The following is a 16,807-nucleotide window of genomic DNA, read 5'->3' on the forward strand; positions in this document are numbered from 1 at the left end:
TTTAGAACGAATATAAAGGAAGTGACATGTTTAAACTCGCTGTTATCGGGACTAACTGGATTTCGCAACAATTTGTTGAAGCGGCAATCCAAACCAAGCAGTTTTGCCTTAAAGCTGTGTATTCGAGAGATATAGAAAAAGCGCGTTTGTTTGGCACGCCTTACGATGCAGATACTTATTACGACACCCTAGAAACATTAGGTCAGGATGCAGACATTGATGCGGTGTACATCGCCAGTCCAAATTCGCTTCATGCTCCTCAAGCTATTCAAATGTTAAAAGCGGGCAAGCACGTCATTTGTGAAAAGCCAATGGCTTCGAACTATGCATTGGCACAACAGATGTTTGCCTGTGCTGAGGAAAACAACGTTGTGTTGTTTGAAGCGTTTATGTCGCCTTACACACCAAACTTCCAAGTATTGAAAGAGAGCTTACCGTCTATCGCTCCGTTACGACATGCGACGATTAGCTATTGCCAGTATTCATCGAGATACCAAAAATATCTAAATGGAGAAAATCCAAACACATTCAATCCTGCGTTTTCCAATGGCTCCATCATGGACATCGGTTATTACTGCGTGGGTTCTGCGATAGAGTTGTTTGGTGAGCCGAACTCTGTTCAAGCCAGTGCACATGTGCTTCCATCAGGCGTTGACGGATGCGGCAGCGTAACGCTGGCGTATGATGGCTTTAACGTAAATCTTCTGCATTCGAAAGTCAGTGATTCTCTTATCCCAAGCGAGTTTCAAGGTGAGCAAGGCAGTGTGTTGGTCGATATGATCGCCACAGGCCGTGGTGTAGAGCGTATTCTTCGTGGTGAAGAAAAAGAGACTCTAACTTTGCCTCAAACCGAGAATCATATGTTCTACGAAGCAGAAGCATTTGCGAAGCAGTTAAAGCTTGGTGTGATTGATGAACAAATGAAACAACGTTCGTTGACCGTTGCAAAAGTATTGACTGAAGTACGCAAACAGACTGGCGTAGTATTCCCTGCTGACCAGTAAACTTGTGCATGGTATAGCCAAAAGTTGATAGTAAGAAGCCCTCAGTTGAGGGCTTCTTTGTTAATACTAAAACTTAGGCTGTAGCTTGCTTTATCGCAAGTTTGTGTATGGTTTTACGGTAAGTAAGGTAAGCAGAAATACCCGCCATAATATTACCCACACACGCACCAAACAGTAGACCTCTGATACCGCCCAGTTGCGCACCCAGCCATAGGCAAGGTAGGAAGAAAACAAACAAGCGTAATGCCGAAATGGTTAATGCTGTGTACGATTTCCCTAGCGCATTGCAAATCGACACCATCAGCATACAAACGCCAAGAGAGCCCAAACTTATTGGCACAATCATTAGATGCATGTGGAGCACTTGTTCTACTTGGGTATCACTTGTCATTAACAACGCGAGCGGGTTTGCAAGCAAGAAGGTAATCGCCGCAATCAAAAGCTGGAAGCCAAGAATGAACTTAACCGCTATTCCAACCAGAGATTGAATGTCTCGATAGTTCTTTGCGCCTAACAAGCGCCCCACCATTGGGGGCATCGACATGGTCAGTGCCAATACAGACACAATGGCAAAAAACTCGTAACGCGAACCTAGCGCCCAAGCAGCGACTGCGGCAGTTCCAAAGCTGGCAAGCAACTTGGTCGCTAACATTGAAGAGAGCGGCGGTAGCAATTGACTGACCATGGCTGGCCCCATGATGTTACCTATCGAAGAGACGCTTTTCATCACATTCAGATCTTGCCATTGCGTTGTAGCCCAGTGGTTGCGCTTCACTCTTGGCGCAACGACAAGGATACCAAACCCAAATGCAACTAAGGTTGCCAACGCTGCACCATTAATGCCGAGATCGAGCGTGAAAATGAACAGCGGGTCTAATACCAAGTTCACACCACTTGTCACCATCATCATCGTGCCCGGAAGCATAGTGTTGCCATTGGCACGACAAATACTGTAGTAAAAATAAAGGACTGCACCAGCCCATGAGCTCAGCAGCCACCAAGGCCAGTAACTATCTATGATAGGCATAACAGTTTCTGGCGCGCTGAGCAGAGATAAAATCGGGTAACGCAGCAGCCATATTAAGAGGCCGAATACCGCAACACCGATTGAACCAATCATTAAAACCAATCCGCCAAGTTGTTTGGCATAGCGAGCATCATTCGCGCCCAAGGCTTTAGAGATCACTGCGGTAGTCGCGATGCCTAAGCCTACTTGAATGCCGATAATGACCATTTGAAGCGGTAGGGTGAAACCTTGAGCGGCAAGCGGTAAAACGCCAAGCTGACCGATAAATGCACTGTCGACAAGTTGAAAACTCATTAAAGACAACACACCAAACAGCATTGGCCATGTCATCGTAAACAGTTGTTTTGCTAACGTAGGTTGTGCGTTAGTAGAAGTTGAAGGCATAGAAATTAGAGTGTGTTGGGATTCGAGAATGGTTTTATTGTACACACTGGACTACAAAGTGACAAAAAGAAACCCCGAGTAAGGAATGCTCACTCGGGGTTTGAAACTTGAACTAATCGGACTTATTTTTTGCCGCTAGTTTGCTTGTCTTCTTCAGTCAGTTCGCGAATGCGACGGCTGATGTCACGACGTGCTTTAGAAATCTCTGCACTTTTGATGATGTGATCATCAACGCGGTCTTCGTAGTCAGCTTTCATGTTTTTGATGATAGCGACGATTTCATCGTGAGACATTTCTGGTTTGATGTAGTCTAGTAGGTTTTCTAGAAGGTCTACACGTTTACGGTTATCACGAACTTTCTTTTCGTTATCAAGTAGCTCACGTTTTAGTTTGTTTTTACGACGAGCTTGGTTAACGATTTCAAATACGCTACTCATGGTTCCCTTTCCTAATTTGTGAATATCTGCCTCGATTAAAGCACAACATCCCGTGGCATAACAGTCTTTAGATCAATCACAATGCAGAGTTGACCAAATCTCAACCAATTCTCATATCTCGCTGACAAACTGCCCTTTGGTGGGAGCACTAGAGGGGAGCGAAGATGAAAAATTTGCACCATGAACGGGTTATTGATGGGGTACGGATGCGTCTTTCTGCGACGGTTATTGCCGATAAGTGGATAGCATTTTGCATTTATGAACAAATCGATACGTTGTCATGGCGAGACCTTCGCTATATCATCAGCGTCATTAAATGAAAAATGATGAAACTTGATATGGACTCTGGTAACACTGCGGAGCAAGCCGACAGTCAAGAGAATGAGAAAGTCACCAGCTCTTTGGCTGAAAAGTTAAAAGCGGCGTACATTGAAGAGAGAAGCCAACTTGAAATCACGGAAGTCGAACTGAATCGTTCGAAAATCATGATGATTGATGAAGACGGCAATATGAGAAAAGTGCCGATTCTCTCGGAGCATTGAGACCGACCCCGATTCGCGATGGGTGCCAGGTCTTTGCGCTATGCTTTAGCCTGACACCTATACCTAAACAGCTTCAAGTCGTGCAGCGTTTTGAATCGACTGTGCAAAGTAGATATAAAAGACTTAGATGCGGTTTAGGTATAAATTCAAATGCAAAAATAATAAGGAAATGCATTATGAAAGTTGAGCTAACGGCAATTGAAGCACGAGTAATTGGTTGCTTGATTGAAAAAGAAGTGACCACCCCCGACCAATATCCCCTCAGTTTGAACGCGTTGACCAACGCATGTAACCAAAAAAGCAACCGTGAGCCAGTGATGGCATTGTCAGAATCTGACGTCCTTGATGCTGTTGATGCGTTGATTGAGCGTCGACTTGTCAGCGATGAGAGCGCTTTCAATAGCCGTGTTAGCAAGTACCAACATCGTTTTTGCAACACCGAGTTTGGCGATCTTAAATTGTCGGAGCAAGAGAAGGGCATCATCTGTTGCATGTTACTGCGCGGAGCGCAAACGCCAGGCGAGATCCGCACTCGAACCAACCGCCTTGCCACTTTCCACGATGTAAAAGAAGTAGAAGCTGTACTTGAGCATCTTGCCAGCGAAGAGAAAGGCCCGCTTGTGGTGAAGTTACCTCGTGAAGCGGGTAAACGTGAATCTCGTTACATGCACTTGTTCTGTGGTGAAGTCGATGTGTCAGCAATGGCTGCGGCAGTTCCGGCTACTTCGTCAAGCTCAGAACGTGTCGCTCAGTTAGAGCAAGAAGTTGCCGAGTTAAGAGAAGAACTCGATGCATTGAAAGCGCAGGTAGAATCTCTACTTTCATGAGTGAAAGCGTTGAGCAGCACTGGAGCGTTTATCTGATCCGCAATAACCGTAATGCACTGTATTGCGGTGTTACCAATGACATCGAAAGGCGATTTAAACAGCACCAACTTGGCAAAGGCGCAAAAGCGCTCAAGGGTAAAGGGCCTCTTGTTTTAGAGTGGTCGACTAGTTTCGACTCAAAAGTAACAGCAATGCGCGCTGAGTATTTCATCAAACAACTACCCAAGAGCAAGAAAGAGCAGTTGGTTGAGCTCAAAGCTTTGATTGCCGTGGATGACAATAAGCAAGTGATGTTTGAGTCTTGCTCTCAAAGTTAACGGTTCATCGTGACCGTTTGAGTGCCTGTTTTTCGGATTCTTAAATTTCAATTGTCTTTTATAAGCCGCCAACATTGGCGGCTTATTTATATTTATTGATACAGCCGACTAATACGGCCGAGCCCGATACATCCGTGCTTCTTGAGATAAAAGCAGAATACCATATGGACTTTGGGTATATCATGTATGGCTATTCTGACGCATAATGGCCCGATGTTCTGTTCCAAGTAGACAAATTTACTATTGAAACAAACATTCAGTGGAAGGTAGATTACAAGAGTAAAGGATGACTCGGCTAGGTCACAAACAGAGCTGAAGTAGGCTCAATAAAAAAGCTAAAAGAGCAATAAATGAATAAAGCGTTAGTATTGTCCCTGATTTCAATTGCCGGCATGTCTCCGGCTTCACAAGCCTCTCAGGTTCTTAACGGCTACTGGGCGTATCAAGAATTCTTAAATGAATTCCCAGAACAGAAACACTTAACGGATGCTCTGGCTGCGGCCGTGAGAGACGATCCTGTACCTATTGCCCCTGAAAAAAGACACCCATTAAAAATCTCCGTTGTTTATCCAGGGCAGCAGATTTCTGATTACTGGATAAGAAACATCGACGCGTTTGAGAAGCGCTTAGATAAACTCAATATTGATTACCAAATCAATCAAGTGTTTACGCGCCCGAACGCCGATATCAAACAACAAAGCCTTTCTTTGATGGAAGCACTAAAAAGCAATTCCGACTACTTAATTTTTACACTCGATACGACCAGACATCGTAAGTTTGTCGAACATGTTTTAGATTCCACCAAAACCAAACTTATCCTGCAAAATATCACGACGCCAGTTCGTGAATGGGAAACTCGACAGCCTTTTATGTACGTCGGTTTCGATCACGCTGAAGGCAGTCGCGAACTCGCTGTAGAGTTTGGCAAGCAGTTCCCAAAAAATACCCATTACAGTGTTTTGTACTTCTCTGAAGGCTACATTAGCGATATCCGTGGTAACACATTCATTCACCAAGTGAACCAAGACAGTCAGTTTGAACTACAATCTGCTTACTATACAAAAGCGACAAAACAGTCCGGGTATGAAGCTGCAAAAGCGAGCTTGAAAAAGTACCCAGATGTCGAGTTCATTTATGCTTGTTCTACCGACGTTGCGTTAGGTGCCGTCGAAGCACTGTCTGAACTTGGCCGTGAAGACGTTATGATTAATGGCTGGGGCGGTGGTTCTGCTGAGCTAGACGCTATCTTAAAAGGGGAGTTAGATATCACCGTCATGCGTATGAATGATGATACTGGCATTGCTATGGCAGAGGCGATTAAATGGGATTTGGAAGGTAAACCTGTACCAACGGTGTACTCTGGGGACTTCGAAGTTGTGACCAAATCAGATTCCCCTGAGCGAATTGAAGCTCTCAGAAAACGTGCATTTAGATACTCAGACAATTGATGACAATTACATCAAAGCTAAAAAAGCGTCGCTCGCTGTCGACGCTTATAACTAAAATTATTATTCTCGTTCTTGCTCCGATCATTTTAGGCATTTTCGTTCAGAGTTATTACTTCTCCAAACAGATCATTTGGCAGGAGGTCGACCGAACCAAGCAGCAAACGTCTGCGTTGATTCTGAACATTTTTGAAAGTCATTTTGCAGCGATTCAGATCCATCACGACAGCAATTCGAAAAGTGATGTGATTTTGGATTTTTACTCGGAGCGAAATGAAGAAGCCTTAAATTACTTCTTTCTCAGCATTGATCAGAGTGATCCTTCGCACACGCCTGAATTTCGTTTTCTCACCGACCATCAAGGTATTATTTGGGACGATGGGAACGCGCATTTTTATGGTATCAACGATTCAATGCTGGACGGCCTGACTAGCAAAGTTACGTTCAGTAATAATTGGTATTACGTCACATCAATCACGTCAATGGGTGCTCGTCACTTGTTGCTACGCCGTGTTCCTGTGTTAGAGCCGAAAACGGGCGAAGTGATGGGGTATTCGTACAATGCGGTCGTCTTGGATAATAACTTCGCCTTGATGGAGAAGTTAAAAAACGAAGGCAACGTCGACAATGTTGTGCTGGTGGCGAACGACATTCCTGTAGCAAGTTCACTAGCAGGGGATGAGTCATACAAAATCTTCGATGTGTTGAAACGCAAAGAGACCCAGAAGAAGTTAGATCAGTTGTTGATCATCCAAACACCGATTGAAGTGAACGCGGCCATCACCAACTTGAAGTTACTTACCGTGCAAGACAACCAGAGTGTTGTTACGCTGCAAATTCAACACTTTTTGGCGATGTTAGCCTCTGTTATCGGCATGATCATGATTGCGCTGATGACCAAAGAGTGGATTGAAAACCGAGTTGTGGAAGAGCTGGGCTCGCTCATGTCTTACACGCGTTCTGCTCGCGAAGAAAAAGGCTTTGAGCGTTTTGGTGGGTCGGATATTGAAGAGTTTGACCACATTGGTTCGACGCTGGAAAGCACGTTTGAAGAATTAGAAGCTCAGAAGCGATCGTTTCGAGACCTGTTTAACTTCGCGTTATCGCCAATCATGGTGTGGTCAGAAGCGGGCGTGCTGATCCAAATCAACCCCGCAGCTCGCAAAGAACTGGTTATCGAAAATGACATCGAAACCATGCATCCTGTATTTAAAGGATTCAAAGACAAACTGGTACCACATTTAAGAATGGCAGCGCAGGGCGCGACACTGACGGGAGTGAACGTGCCTATTGGTGATAAAGTCTTTCGTTGGAACTTATCGCCAATTCGTGTCGATGGTGATATCAGCGGCATCATTGTCCAAGGGCAAGATATTACAACGCTGATCGAAGCTGAAAAGCAAAGTAACTTAGCACGCAGAGAAGCCGAAAAATCCGCGCAAGCGCGAGCTGACTTCTTGGCTAAAATGAGCCATGAAATTCGCACACCAATTAATGGTATTTTGGGTGTTGCGCAGCTACTCAAAGACTCCGTGGAAGCGGAAGAGCAGAAGAATCAAATCGATGTTCTTCGCCACAGTGGTGAGCACTTACTTGCTGTATTGAATGATATTTTGGACTTCTCAAAGATTGAACAAGGCAAATTCAATATCCAAAAACATCCTTTCTCCTTCGCTGATACCATGCGAACGCTAGAAAACATCTATCGCCCTATTTGCGAAAACAAAGGGGTTGAACTTGTCATTGAAAACCGGCTTGATGGCAATGTAGAGATTTTCACCGACCAAGTTCGTCTGAATCAAATTCTGTTTAATTTAGTCAGTAACGCGGTGAAGTTCACGCCATCGGGCTGCGTGCGTTTACATGCCGAGTTAGAGCAGTTTTATGGCGCAGACAATAGTGTGCTAGTGGTTGAAATCAGCGATACGGGTATCGGTATTGAGTCCGACAAGTTGGATGAAATGTTCGAACCTTTTGTTCAAGAAGAAGCGACCACAACTCGCGAATACGGTGGCAGTGGCCTTGGTTTGACCATCGTGAAAAACTTGGTCGATATGCTCGACGGGGATGTACAAGTTCGCAGTCAAAAAGGGCAGGGAACCACATTTGTTGTTACGCTGCCAGTAAAAGATCGTGAGCGAGTTCTGGCTCCGTTGGATTCGAGCCAACGTGTAAAACCAGCAGAGTTGTTTGATGAAAGTCTGAAAGTGTTGCTGGTGGAAGATAACCATACTAACGCCTTTATTCTTAAAGCGTTTTGTACCAAATACAAGATGCAGGTTGATTGGGCGAAGGATGGGCTAGAAGCCATGGAGTTCTTAAAAGATCACTCTTATGATTTGATTTTGATGGATAACCAACTTCCGCATCTTGGTGGTATCGAAACCACGAAAGAGATTCGTCAAAACTTGAAATTGGGGACGCCAATTTACGCCTGCACCGCCGACACTGCGCAAGAAACCAGTGATGCATTTATGGAAGCAGGCGCGAACTATGTTTTGCTGAAACCCATTAAAGAAAATGCACTCCACGAGGCTTTTGTTGACTTCAAGCAGCGCTTCTTGATTGAACGGACATAGTTTGCTGCCACATTTACGATAGTTTCTTTGTTTACCTAGCCCAACTTAGCTTTTCTGAGTTGGGCTTTTTCTTTCCTGCAATCTGAAGATCTTAATTCTTCACAACCTTTTAAATGCGCAAAAGTTCATTGTGATTTAAATCACAAAAATATTTACTTAGCGTGCTAACTAAATTATATTACTTAGCACGCTAAGTAATAGAGTGCATCTTATGATTCAAGACATCAACATTTTGAGAGATCTGTCCCTTGCCGAAAAACTGTCTCGTGTCGCTCGTTTATGGAAGATGGTTGCCGACCGTGAGCTCGAACCGCTAAACCTAACTTACCCGCGCTGGACCGCGCTTTGGAAGCTGTATCGAATGGGCGACAACATCAGTCAAAAGCAACTTGCGGAAGCGCTTGAGATTGAGCTTGCCTCGTTGATGCGCACGCTAAAACTACTCGAAGAGCAATCGCTCGTTACGCGACGTTGTTGTGAGCATGACAAGCGAGCACGAATTGTCAGCTTAACGGACGAAGGCAAAGAGCTGTTGATACAAATGGAAGAACGCATCTTGCAGGTTCGTCGAAAACTGCTCTCAGAAATCAATGATCAAGAGCTAAAGAAATTGGGCTTGATCCTAGAGCAAATTGCTCACAATGCGCTCGATTCACTTGGCGAATAAAGTCAGAAATCCTAATAAAAAAAGAGAAGTAAACGCCTATGACTCCAGACCAAAAGTTCGCGCGTTGGATCAAATATTCTTGCGTCGCGTTTGTCCTTGTCTTCGCCTATTTTCTTGTTGCAGATTTAGCAATGCCGTTAACTCCTCAGGCGATGGCTACCCGAGTGGTAACCAAGGTTGCCCCCCGTGTTAATGGGCAAATCACTCATCTTTATGTGGCAAATAACCAAGAAATTCAAAAAGGCGACTTGTTGTTCCAAATCGATCCGCAGCCATACAAGTTAGCGGTAGAAAAAGCGCAATTAAACTTACAACAAGTGATCCAAAACAATGAGCAGTTGGATGCCTCTATCACGGCCGCCAAAGCGGATGTGGAAGCGAGTAAAATCGTCGCTGAGCAAAAAATCCGTGAAGCTAATCGACTGAATACATTGTTCAGCCGAAACGGTACGTCTCAACAACAACGAGATGATGCGCAGAGTAGTGCAACAGCTGCAAAAGCGAATTTGCTAGCAGCAAAAGCCCGCCTGGAAGAGCTAGAAGTAAGCCGCGGCGAGCTCGGCGAAGCTAACGTCAACGTGCGTGTTGCTCAGAACCAGCTAAAACAAGCTGAGCTTAACCTTTCTTACACTCAAGTGAGTGCCGAGCACGATGGTGTTATCACGAATTTGCAGTTAGAGACAGGTGCTTACGCCGCTGCGGGGACGCCACTTATCGCACTGGTTTCGGATCAAGTTGATATTATTGCGGACTTTCGCGAGAAAAGTTTGCGTCATTTTAACCGTGATAGTCGAGCACTGGTGGCCTTTGATAGTTTGCCAGGAGAGGTTTTTGAAGCCCGCATTACCAGCTTGGATGCCGGGGTAAGCTCGGGTCAATTTGATGCAGACGGCCGCCTCGCGACACCAACAGATTCCAACCGCTGGGTGAGGGATGCTCAGCGTTTGAGATTGCATTTGTCTATCAACGAACAGCCACAAGCTTTCCCGGCGGGTGCTCGTGCGACGGTACAACTATTGCCTGATAGCACGATTTCAGGTTGGCTGGCTCGTCTGCAAATTCGTTTTTTGAGCACTTTGCATTACATCTATTAATTGGGAGGTGGTATGAAATTATGGGACCACCCCATGTCTGAGAACGATTTCAGACAATGCCTACGCATAGCAACTGGCGCAACCATCGGCTTTACACTGTGTAAGCTGTTTGGCTGGAACTACGGTGTGTTTTTCACCGTAACACCCATGCTTTTGCTCGGTATGGTACCAGTAGTGAACTTGCATGCATCAAGACAGTTAATCTTCTCCGCTGTTGTTTGTGGGCTAGAGGTTGGCATTTTGGGGGGCTTGTTTGGTAGTCATCCGGTGTTGATGACCTTGATTGCATTCTGCTTGTTTCTTTACAAGTTTGCTTGTATGTCAAAAGGGAGTTTGTTTTTATTTGGCGCGAACAGTGTGCTTAGTTTGAGTATCATGCTGCACTTTGCTAGTTACCCGACAACGGATCTGAATGATCTTATTTTTAGTAACTTACAGGCGAACGTTTTGTCCATCATTGTAGCGTATTTGGTGACGTTTTTGATTCCTAATGCGGAACCTCGTCAACCGCCGCCAAAGCCTTCACAAGCCAAACAAAGCCATCGGATGCGACATGAGGCTCTTATGGGGGCGAGTATTGCAACCATGTCCTTTTTGGTGTTTCAGATCTTTGATTTGAACGATTCCATGTCAGCGCAGGCGACAACCTTGTTGCTCCTGTTTCCAATGCATTGGAATGGCGCCTTAGGTTACGCTCGTAAACGGGCGATGGGCACATTGCTAGGCGTGACCTTTGGTATCGTCGGGCAGCTCATTTTGTATGATTGGTCAGATACTTTGCTGTTTATTGTGCCGTTACTTTGGATTGGCGCGATGATATTCAGTTACATGCATGTGAAAGAATCCAGTGGTTCAGGTGCTGGCTTTGGCGGCCTCACTACTTTAGGGATCTTATTCGGACAGTATCTCACGCCCGATGGTGACCTGATTTTTAGTGCTTTGTATCGAGTCAGCAGCATACTGTTTGCCATCGTGGTCACTTTGCTTGTTACTTATGCCGTGCATCGGTTACTCAACAGCTTTGCCGCAACGCGCTTTAGCCAATCATAGCCTTGATGCGCCTCAGTTCACTAAATCATACGTTGCTGGTCAGAAAGGACTGTTCCAGCAACTTGGTTTTCAAATCTTCAGTCATAGTAATGGGTTGCTCGAATCGAATGCCTATCACCCAGCCTTTGGGTTGCTTCTTTATGTTGGCGATCAAGCAAGGATTTTCCTCTCCTATATGAACGCTAAGAGGTGATACCACCGAAACTCGGTCTCCAACCTTAAACTCAGGTTCAATAAAGGTTTGAACACCGACGCCTGCCAGTGAAAAATCAACCAAACTGCCGTCATAAATATTGCCGCTGTGATCGATGGTACAGTCCATTTGTAGCTTGTAACGCTCGTGCTCTCTAACAGGCTTAGTTGCAAACGTACCGGGTATGCGAATAAAGAGCAGAGGGGAAGGGCGAACGGCTGTCATTAGTACACTGGATTTAAAAGCCAACACGTGACCAAGCTCAGTGTCGGAAACGCCGCGTACAATCACATCGGCGTTATGCAGTTTTCTCATCACTTGATCTTCGAGCAATCGCATCGGAATATCGAGGATCAAATAAGAATTTTCTTTTATTCCTAAATAAACGGTTGAGTAGCTGAATTTATCTTTTGGCCCAAATTCGAAGTTAATCGAGAGTTTCATCCCTGGTTTGAGGAATTTATGCAGTACATCTTTCGTATGAGTTGCTGGCATAAGATCTGAGGTTCCAATTTCTGATTGAAAAGAGGCTACCAAAACGCCGTTTTACTCATCAAGTGTGGTTTATAAAAGTTTTTGTCAATTAATCGCTATCTGTGAAGTGGTGGGCGATAAGTTTGAGTAAGTTCATGCTTCATAAAGATTTGGCTGGCGACTACGCTACCGCAAGTGACCAGAATTAACGCGCTCCAAGTTAGCGAATCCGGTTGTTCGCCAAAGATTGGAACGGCAAGCAACGTTGCGACAACGGGAGTGAGAGACCCAAATGCGGCGCTGGCTTCGGCGCCAATGATTTTTATGGCATAGATAAACGTAAACGATGCGATAAGCCCTGCGCCGACACCTTGTAGCATTGCATGGCTAAACAGCTCCTCCCAAGGCCAACTCGAGATAGGCGTTACCGCTAAATAGCTGTCTATCCAACCGAACCCGACTGCGATGATAAGCATAAGTAACGAGACAATGGCGACAAAACCCGCGCATACATAAGCGTTGAGGTTAGCTACGCGTGCGCTGATAGTAAAAACCGCCCACATCAAGCTGCCAACTAAAAACATCGCGTGCCCTTGAAGTTGAGACCAGTTGTATTCCTCCCCGATATTAGATAGCAGAAACACAAAAATACCCAGCAGTACGGTGGAAAGACCAATAATGCGGTGATGACTCAGCGATTGTTGATAGAACAAGACTGCAATGGCAGAAACAAACAAAGGCAACGTGCCAGGTATTAAGGCGCTACCATGCGCGACGGGAGCGAAATGCATGGCAGTGCCCGCTACAAGTAAATAAGGTAAACCGCTACCCAAGACAATACCAGTAAGGTATTTGTTGGGAACGGCTTTTAGGGCGGCTTTATGTTTCATTACAAAAGGCAACAAGATTAGGCTAGGAACGAGAAAGCGCACCAAAGCAATATCAGCAGCTTGCAGTGCCGAAATTGCCCCACCTTTGAGCGAAATGAAAAAGCCAGACCAAAGCAGTACGGTCACTAAAATTGCAGCGTATCCCAAAATCATCGTTGTCGCGTCCATGTGTAAAGTTCGCTGTAATTATTGAACGAAACTGACGCATCATGTTGGCAAAATGTGACGTACTTTGTTTCAGTATTGGTGTTAAACTACGTTTAATTAATTAAATTTAGTTATTTTTGGCAATTGGAGTTGGCATGGACAAAATTGATAGGCAGTTACTTCATCTCATACAGAAAGACGCTACATTAACGACAGCGGAGCTCGCTGACCAAGTAGGGCTCTCTGCTTCACCATGTGCGAGGCGCTTAAAACGTCTTGAACAAGAAGGGGTTATCAGCGGATATCGAGCAATGATCTCACGTGGCGCAGTAGGCATTGCGATGACGGTGTTCGTTGAAGTGAGTTTGAATAACCACCAAGCGTCGTCAATCGATGAGTTTGAAACCGCAATCGTCGATATGGATGAGGTGATTTCTTGTCACGTCGTATCTGGCGCTTACGATTATTTATTGGAAGTGGTCAGTAAAGATCTTCCCGGATACGAAAGCTTCACGAGAAAGTTGCAAAGGTTAGAAAACGTCAAAGACATCCACACACACCTTGCTATTCGGCAGGTAAAAGGAAATGGCTGTTTACCCATTTAATTTGATCATTGTGCCTGTAGTGAGCAAGAGGGGAGATAAATGAAGTGGCTCGATAGATTGAAGATTGCCAACTACCACCGCAAGCGTTATAAACAATTCGGTAATGATAAAGCGCGTACGCTGGGTTGGCAGGACGAATATAGCCAAATCAGCCGATTTGAAGCGTTGACTCGTAGCCTTTGTTTAGAGGCAGTTAGTATTCTCGATATTGGCTGTGGCTTTGGTGATCTGCTTGAATATATTGAGAGCCAGAATCAATATCCAGCGCGCTATGTCGGCATTGATCAGCAGAAGCAGTTCATCACAAAGGCCAGAAAGAGAGCCTTTAAAACGCCTGTTAATTTCATTTGTGGCGACTTTTCTAAGCTTGTTCTTCCTCAAAGTGATTATGTGTTTGCGTCAGGTTCATTAAACTACAAATCGAGCAATGCAAATCATACGATTGAAATGATTGAGAAGATGTATCGAGCGGCTCGAATAGGCTGTGTGTTTAACTTACTCGATGAAGAAAAGCTGCCGAGTATGAGAATGCTAGAATCGCATAACAAAGTGGGGGTGTTGCGCTATTGCCGATGGCTATGCCCAGATGCGCAATTAATCGAGGGGTACTCCGACCACGACTTCACGATTGTCATGATCAAAAAAGCGGAGCCAGTTTCCTAACTCCGCTTCATAAACTTTTAAGCCTTATTGGTGTTTGTACTGTGAGATCTTACAGTCACCAGTTTGTCTATCAACCTTAAATGAGAACGCGGCTGAATGGTATTCCCTTCCATCACTCCAAATTGTTTCTCCGAAGATTTTACATAGGTCCAAATCGCTAATTGAACCGAACTCTTTTACGTGCCTAACTACTGACAAAAACTTGGCTTTGGTAGCATTAGGACAATCCCTGTTACTTAATCGATTGATAACCATTTTTGTAGCATCATCTCCAGCCAAATGTGACTTTTTATTAAATTTTGTTAATGGGTAAATTAACCAAAAAACGCGCGTAAGTAAAGCATTATTGTGACGTATGTCTCTATAAAATGGCTGGTTTGGTTATTGGTTAATCAATTTTATTAAGGGGAACAGTCCCATTTTGTAACAGTTTAATGGCGAGAGCCTTGGGCGTATTTTAATGCACTCGCTTCTTTGTCATAAAGGTGGGCTAATCCCAGAAATTGTGAGGAGAGGGTCGTATAGTCTTTAGCCAGTTGTTGAGCGTTTTCTCGATACCATTCCGCACTGATTTGGTTCGCTGTTTCATTATTATGTCTGCAACTTTGAGCGAGCTTTTCCCAGCCATTGGCTGCCCACTGCGACTCGGTACTAAGCTTGATAAGCTCATTTGCTTTTTGCGTTAACTCTTCTTTGTACTGAACCGAGGCTTTTAGCTGATTTTGGAACAGGTTTTGATTGTACTTAGCGCGCCATAACAAACTGAGTTCATCTGTGGAAAAAGTTTGCGAAAGCAGTTGGCGCTGCTTGTGTTCACTTAACAAGGTGTTGAACACCTTAACATGCTGATTGTAGTTGGACTCTAAACGGTTGAATTGGGTAAGATTGTCATTCCAAGAAGATGGATTACATTGAACATTGGCGAACCCTAGCAAAGGGAACAAGATAAGTATCAGCATCCAATAGTGTTTGTTGATCATGATTGCTCACGTAAGTTAACCGTCTCTAAACAGTATAGATGGCGAGATAAGCACAAAGAATAAAAAGGAAAAGAACATGAAAAAAGTTCTCATCGCAGTGTTGATTCTTCTTCTGTTGGGTGGCGCGGGTGCTGGTTACTATTTCTTTTTCATGCAAAAAGACGAACCTGAAAAGCCTGTTGCGGCTAAAACGGAAAAGGCGCCTGTAGATAAAGGGGATGCCTCCAAACCCATCATGGATTTAGAAGCGCCAGCTCCTGAAATCACGGAATATTACGTTATCGAGCGTCGCGTTAACGTTTACAACAAGCCTGATGATAAGTCTTTGATAGTTGATGCGCTTTACAAAGGCGAAAAAGTGTCTGTGCTGGAAAAGGTCGAGGGTTGGTTTCGTCTATCTGACTACATCGTTTACGAAGATGGTGGAGAAGAGACTGCGGAATGGGTCAACTCGAAAGGTCTCTCTGACGCTGAGCCAGTCATCAAAGAGCAAGAGCGATTAGAGATCTTGGATGGTTATCTGCAAAAGTCAGACGACTTGAAGGAGCATTTAGATATGTTCCGAAACAAAACCCAGCAATTGCTGAAAGATGAAACGTGTGATCCTAGTGATTTTGAAGAGCTCGGTGGTTGGGTTCGTTCTGTGACGTTCAAAAAGCGCAATGTTTACTTCATCTATTGCGGCGGTTTGGAGCAAGAGAACAAGATCTACTTAGATGTTGATAAGGGTGAGCTTTTTTATCGGTAACTTACAACCGATTACATTGGTTCTCTAAAGACGTTTTGATAAAAGCAATGACGATACAAACCTGAAATCAGAGATTTATAACTTTTTAGTTGTGAACCATAATCAATAGGAATACTATCATTGAGCCAAGTGACCTAACTTGGCTCTTTGTGTTTTTAGTGAGTTCCTATGCCTTGGATTTACCTTAAAAAATTGATTTTGCTGCTATTTGCAATGGTATTGCTACCAGTGCATGTATCTGCTGCGCAAATCGATCACAAGGCTCACGTACCGCACTTTTCTAAGCTACAACCTTTTGTAGCTGCAAGTGTATCGCCAAACTCTTCCGTCGATTTCTCTGAAGTTTCAGAAGAAAGTTCTCAATCTCCAGTATCTGAAGGCCATGCAAGTCTTGATTCCGTTGCTTTGTTTAACTCTCAACGCTGGACGTCTTACTTACGAGAAGGGCTTGATGACGAGCACGTAGATTTTGTCGGCGATCTCACGACTCCGTTTTACGCTGATGCGGGTTACGCATACAGCTTGATGGACATTAACTGGCGTCACAACCAGTCCACGTTTTATCATTTCACAAGCGATCATCGCATTTCTGGTTGGAAAGAGACCAATGCCATGTACGTCGCACTCAATAGTCAGTTCTCTGCCTAAACACCATCTATTTGCACCATTGTGCACTCTTAACACGACGATTGTATTCGACAGGGCGCGAGCGTTCTGAGCATTTCATACCCTGA

The 16,807-nt window shown here is 44.6% G+C and carries 19 protein-coding genes; 13 read left to right on the forward strand and 6 right to left on the reverse strand.

Translation table 11 applies throughout. The features are described 5' to 3' along the window. Positions 1–26: 26 nt before the first annotated feature. Positions 27–1,004 (forward strand): Gfo/Idh/MocA family protein, encoded by a 978-nt coding sequence (locus tag ACF8OV_RS19375; RefSeq protein WP_025794228.1) that lies wholly within the window; start codon positions 27–29, stop codon positions 1,002–1,004. A gap of 73 nt (positions 1,005–1,077) precedes the next feature. Here the strand turns inward: ACF8OV_RS19375 and ACF8OV_RS19380 are convergent, their stop codons facing one another. Beyond that, on the reverse strand, positions 1,078–2,415 hold the full coding sequence (locus ACF8OV_RS19380; protein WP_025521024.1) for an MATE family efflux transporter: 1,338 nt from the start codon (positions 2,413–2,415) through the stop codon (positions 1,078–1,080). Between the two features lie 122 nt (positions 2,416–2,537). Further along, complete coding sequence (locus ACF8OV_RS19385) at positions 2,538–2,852, reverse strand: DUF496 family protein (RefSeq protein WP_005453573.1); 315 nt, start codon at positions 2,850–2,852, stop codon at positions 2,538–2,540. Positions 2,853–3,178: 326 nt separating this feature from the next. On the opposite strand from ACF8OV_RS19385, the gene ACF8OV_RS19390 reads away from it, so the two are divergent. The 8 genes from ACF8OV_RS19390 (at position 3,179) to ACF8OV_RS19425 (ending at position 11,373) form a co-directional block, all read left to right on the forward strand. Beyond that, on the forward strand, positions 3,179–3,394 hold the full coding sequence (locus tag ACF8OV_RS19390) for a hypothetical protein (protein WP_005477197.1): 216 nt from the start codon (positions 3,179–3,181) through the stop codon (positions 3,392–3,394). 176 nt (positions 3,395–3,570) lie between these two features. Further along, on the forward strand, positions 3,571–4,221 hold the full coding sequence (locus ACF8OV_RS19395; protein WP_017447360.1) for a YceH family protein: 651 nt from the start codon (positions 3,571–3,573) through the stop codon (positions 4,219–4,221). Then, entirely contained in the window at positions 4,218–4,538 is a 321-nt protein-coding gene (locus tag ACF8OV_RS19400; RefSeq protein ID WP_229619491.1) for a GIY-YIG nuclease family protein, read from the forward strand. The genes ACF8OV_RS19395 and ACF8OV_RS19400 overlap by 4 nt, the downstream gene beginning before the upstream one ends. A 350-nt stretch (positions 4,539–4,888) precedes the next feature. Beyond that, the gene (locus tag ACF8OV_RS19405; protein ID WP_005463467.1) at positions 4,889–5,986 is read left to right on the forward strand and encodes an autoinducer 2-binding periplasmic protein LuxP; all 1,098 of its coding nucleotides are present in this window, start codon (positions 4,889–4,891) and stop codon (positions 5,984–5,986) included. Then, positions 5,986–8,562 carry a quorum-sensing autoinducer 2 sensor kinase/phosphatase LuxQ gene (luxQ, locus tag ACF8OV_RS19410; RefSeq protein ID WP_005463469.1) on the forward strand — a complete coding sequence of 859 codons (2,577 nt, stop codon included), beginning with the start codon at positions 5,986–5,988 and terminating at the stop codon, positions 8,560–8,562. Before ACF8OV_RS19405 ends, luxQ begins: the two co-directional genes overlap by 1 nt. 211 nt (positions 8,563–8,773) lie before the next feature. Beyond that, a complete protein-coding gene (locus ACF8OV_RS19415; protein ID WP_005477342.1) occupies positions 8,774–9,229 on the forward strand; it encodes a MarR family transcriptional regulator in 456 nt (151 codons plus the stop codon). A gap of 38 nt (positions 9,230–9,267) precedes the next feature. Next, positions 9,268–10,323, forward strand: coding sequence for an HlyD family secretion protein (locus ACF8OV_RS19420; protein ID WP_274055986.1), 1,056 nt, complete (start codon positions 9,268–9,270; stop codon positions 10,321–10,323). 12 nt (positions 10,324–10,335) lie between these two features. After that, entirely contained in the window at positions 10,336–11,373 is a 1,038-nt protein-coding gene (locus tag ACF8OV_RS19425) for a DUF2955 domain-containing protein (RefSeq protein ID WP_274055985.1), read from the forward strand. A 25-nt stretch (positions 11,374–11,398) separates the two neighbouring features. On the opposite strand, the gene ACF8OV_RS19430 is transcribed toward ACF8OV_RS19425, so the two are convergent. Then, complete coding sequence (locus ACF8OV_RS19430) at positions 11,399–12,061, reverse strand: flagellar brake protein (protein ID WP_024700029.1); 663 nt, start codon at positions 12,059–12,061, stop codon at positions 11,399–11,401. A gap of 95 nt (positions 12,062–12,156) precedes the next feature. Then, the gene (locus ACF8OV_RS19435) at positions 12,157–13,083 is read right to left on the reverse strand and encodes a DMT family transporter (RefSeq protein WP_203510335.1); all 927 of its coding nucleotides are present in this window, start codon (positions 13,081–13,083) and stop codon (positions 12,157–12,159) included. Positions 13,084–13,232: 149 nt separating this feature from the next. On the opposite strand from ACF8OV_RS19435, the gene ACF8OV_RS19440 reads away from it, so the two are divergent. Both ACF8OV_RS19440 and ACF8OV_RS19445 read left to right on the forward strand, forming a co-directional pair. Further along, positions 13,233–13,682 carry an Lrp/AsnC family transcriptional regulator gene (locus ACF8OV_RS19440; RefSeq protein WP_005485150.1) on the forward strand — a complete coding sequence of 150 codons (450 nt, stop codon included), beginning with the start codon at positions 13,233–13,235 and terminating at the stop codon, positions 13,680–13,682. Positions 13,683–13,721: 39 nt separating this feature from the next. Continuing rightward, entirely contained in the window at positions 13,722–14,345 is a 624-nt protein-coding gene (locus ACF8OV_RS19445) for a bifunctional 2-polyprenyl-6-hydroxyphenol methylase/3-demethylubiquinol 3-O-methyltransferase UbiG (RefSeq protein WP_005485201.1), read from the forward strand. Positions 14,346–14,369: 24 nt separating this feature from the next. On the opposite strand, the gene ACF8OV_RS19450 is transcribed toward ACF8OV_RS19445, so the two are convergent. Together ACF8OV_RS19450 and ACF8OV_RS19455 are read right to left on the reverse strand one after the other, a co-directional pair. Further along, positions 14,370–14,600, reverse strand: a complete 231-nt coding sequence (locus ACF8OV_RS19450) for a hypothetical protein (RefSeq protein WP_025621960.1) — start codon at positions 14,598–14,600, stop codon at positions 14,370–14,372. A 176-nt stretch (positions 14,601–14,776) separates the two neighbouring features. Continuing rightward, a complete protein-coding gene (locus tag ACF8OV_RS19455; protein ID WP_020841884.1) occupies positions 14,777–15,325 on the reverse strand; it encodes a hypothetical protein in 549 nt (182 codons plus the stop codon). Between the two features lie 76 nt (positions 15,326–15,401). Here ACF8OV_RS19455 and ACF8OV_RS19460 point away from each other — a divergent pair, with 76 nt between their 5' ends. Continuing rightward, entirely contained in the window at positions 15,402–16,073 is a 672-nt protein-coding gene (locus ACF8OV_RS19460; protein WP_005477076.1) for an SH3 domain-containing protein, read from the forward strand. A 168-nt stretch (positions 16,074–16,241) separates the two neighbouring features. Beyond that, the gene (locus tag ACF8OV_RS19465) at positions 16,242–16,721 is read left to right on the forward strand and encodes a hypothetical protein (RefSeq protein WP_140196260.1); all 480 of its coding nucleotides are present in this window, start codon (positions 16,242–16,244) and stop codon (positions 16,719–16,721) included. Positions 16,722–16,807: the final 86 nt, after the last annotated feature.

The sequence above is a fragment of the Vibrio sp. GLN_1 genome (genome assembly GCF_043106015.1).
Classification (GTDB): domain Bacteria; phylum Pseudomonadota; class Gammaproteobacteria; order Enterobacterales; family Vibrionaceae; genus Vibrio; species Vibrio parahaemolyticus.

Coding starts and splice junctions, on each gene's coding strand:
- ACF8OV_RS19375 (WP_025794228.1), top strand. CDS start 27: ATGTTTAAACTCGCTGTTATCGGGACTAACTGGATTTCGCAACAATTT.
- ACF8OV_RS19380 (WP_025521024.1), bottom strand. CDS start 2,415: ATGCCTTCAACTTCTACTAACGCACAACCTACGTTAGCAAAACAACTG.
- ACF8OV_RS19385 (WP_005453573.1), bottom strand. CDS start 2,852: ATGAGTAGCGTATTTGAAATCGTTAACCAAGCTCGTCGTAAAAACAAA.
- ACF8OV_RS19390 (WP_005477197.1), top strand. CDS start 3,179: ATGAAACTTGATATGGACTCTGGTAACACTGCGGAGCAAGCCGACAGT.
- ACF8OV_RS19395 (WP_017447360.1), top strand. CDS start 3,571: ATGAAAGTTGAGCTAACGGCAATTGAAGCACGAGTAATTGGTTGCTTG.
- ACF8OV_RS19400 (WP_229619491.1), top strand. CDS start 4,218: ATGAGTGAAAGCGTTGAGCAGCACTGGAGCGTTTATCTGATCCGCAAT.
- ACF8OV_RS19405 (WP_005463467.1), top strand. CDS start 4,889: ATGAATAAAGCGTTAGTATTGTCCCTGATTTCAATTGCCGGCATGTCT.
- luxQ (WP_005463469.1), top strand. CDS start 5,986: ATGACAATTACATCAAAGCTAAAAAAGCGTCGCTCGCTGTCGACGCTT.
- ACF8OV_RS19415 (WP_005477342.1), top strand. CDS start 8,774: ATGATTCAAGACATCAACATTTTGAGAGATCTGTCCCTTGCCGAAAAA.
- ACF8OV_RS19420 (WP_274055986.1), top strand. CDS start 9,268: ATGACTCCAGACCAAAAGTTCGCGCGTTGGATCAAATATTCTTGCGTC.
- ACF8OV_RS19425 (WP_274055985.1), top strand. CDS start 10,336: ATGAAATTATGGGACCACCCCATGTCTGAGAACGATTTCAGACAATGC.
- ACF8OV_RS19430 (WP_024700029.1), bottom strand. CDS start 12,061: ATGCCAGCAACTCATACGAAAGATGTACTGCATAAATTCCTCAAACCA.
- ACF8OV_RS19435 (WP_203510335.1), bottom strand. CDS start 13,083: ATGATTTTGGGATACGCTGCAATTTTAGTGACCGTACTGCTTTGGTCT.
- ACF8OV_RS19440 (WP_005485150.1), top strand. CDS start 13,233: ATGGACAAAATTGATAGGCAGTTACTTCATCTCATACAGAAAGACGCT.
- ACF8OV_RS19445 (WP_005485201.1), top strand. CDS start 13,722: ATGAAGTGGCTCGATAGATTGAAGATTGCCAACTACCACCGCAAGCGT.
- ACF8OV_RS19450 (WP_025621960.1), bottom strand. CDS start 14,600: ATGGTTATCAATCGATTAAGTAACAGGGATTGTCCTAATGCTACCAAA.
- ACF8OV_RS19455 (WP_020841884.1), bottom strand. CDS start 15,325: ATGATCAACAAACACTATTGGATGCTGATACTTATCTTGTTCCCTTTG.
- ACF8OV_RS19460 (WP_005477076.1), top strand. CDS start 15,402: ATGAAAAAAGTTCTCATCGCAGTGTTGATTCTTCTTCTGTTGGGTGGC.
- ACF8OV_RS19465 (WP_140196260.1), top strand. CDS start 16,242: ATGCCTTGGATTTACCTTAAAAAATTGATTTTGCTGCTATTTGCAATG.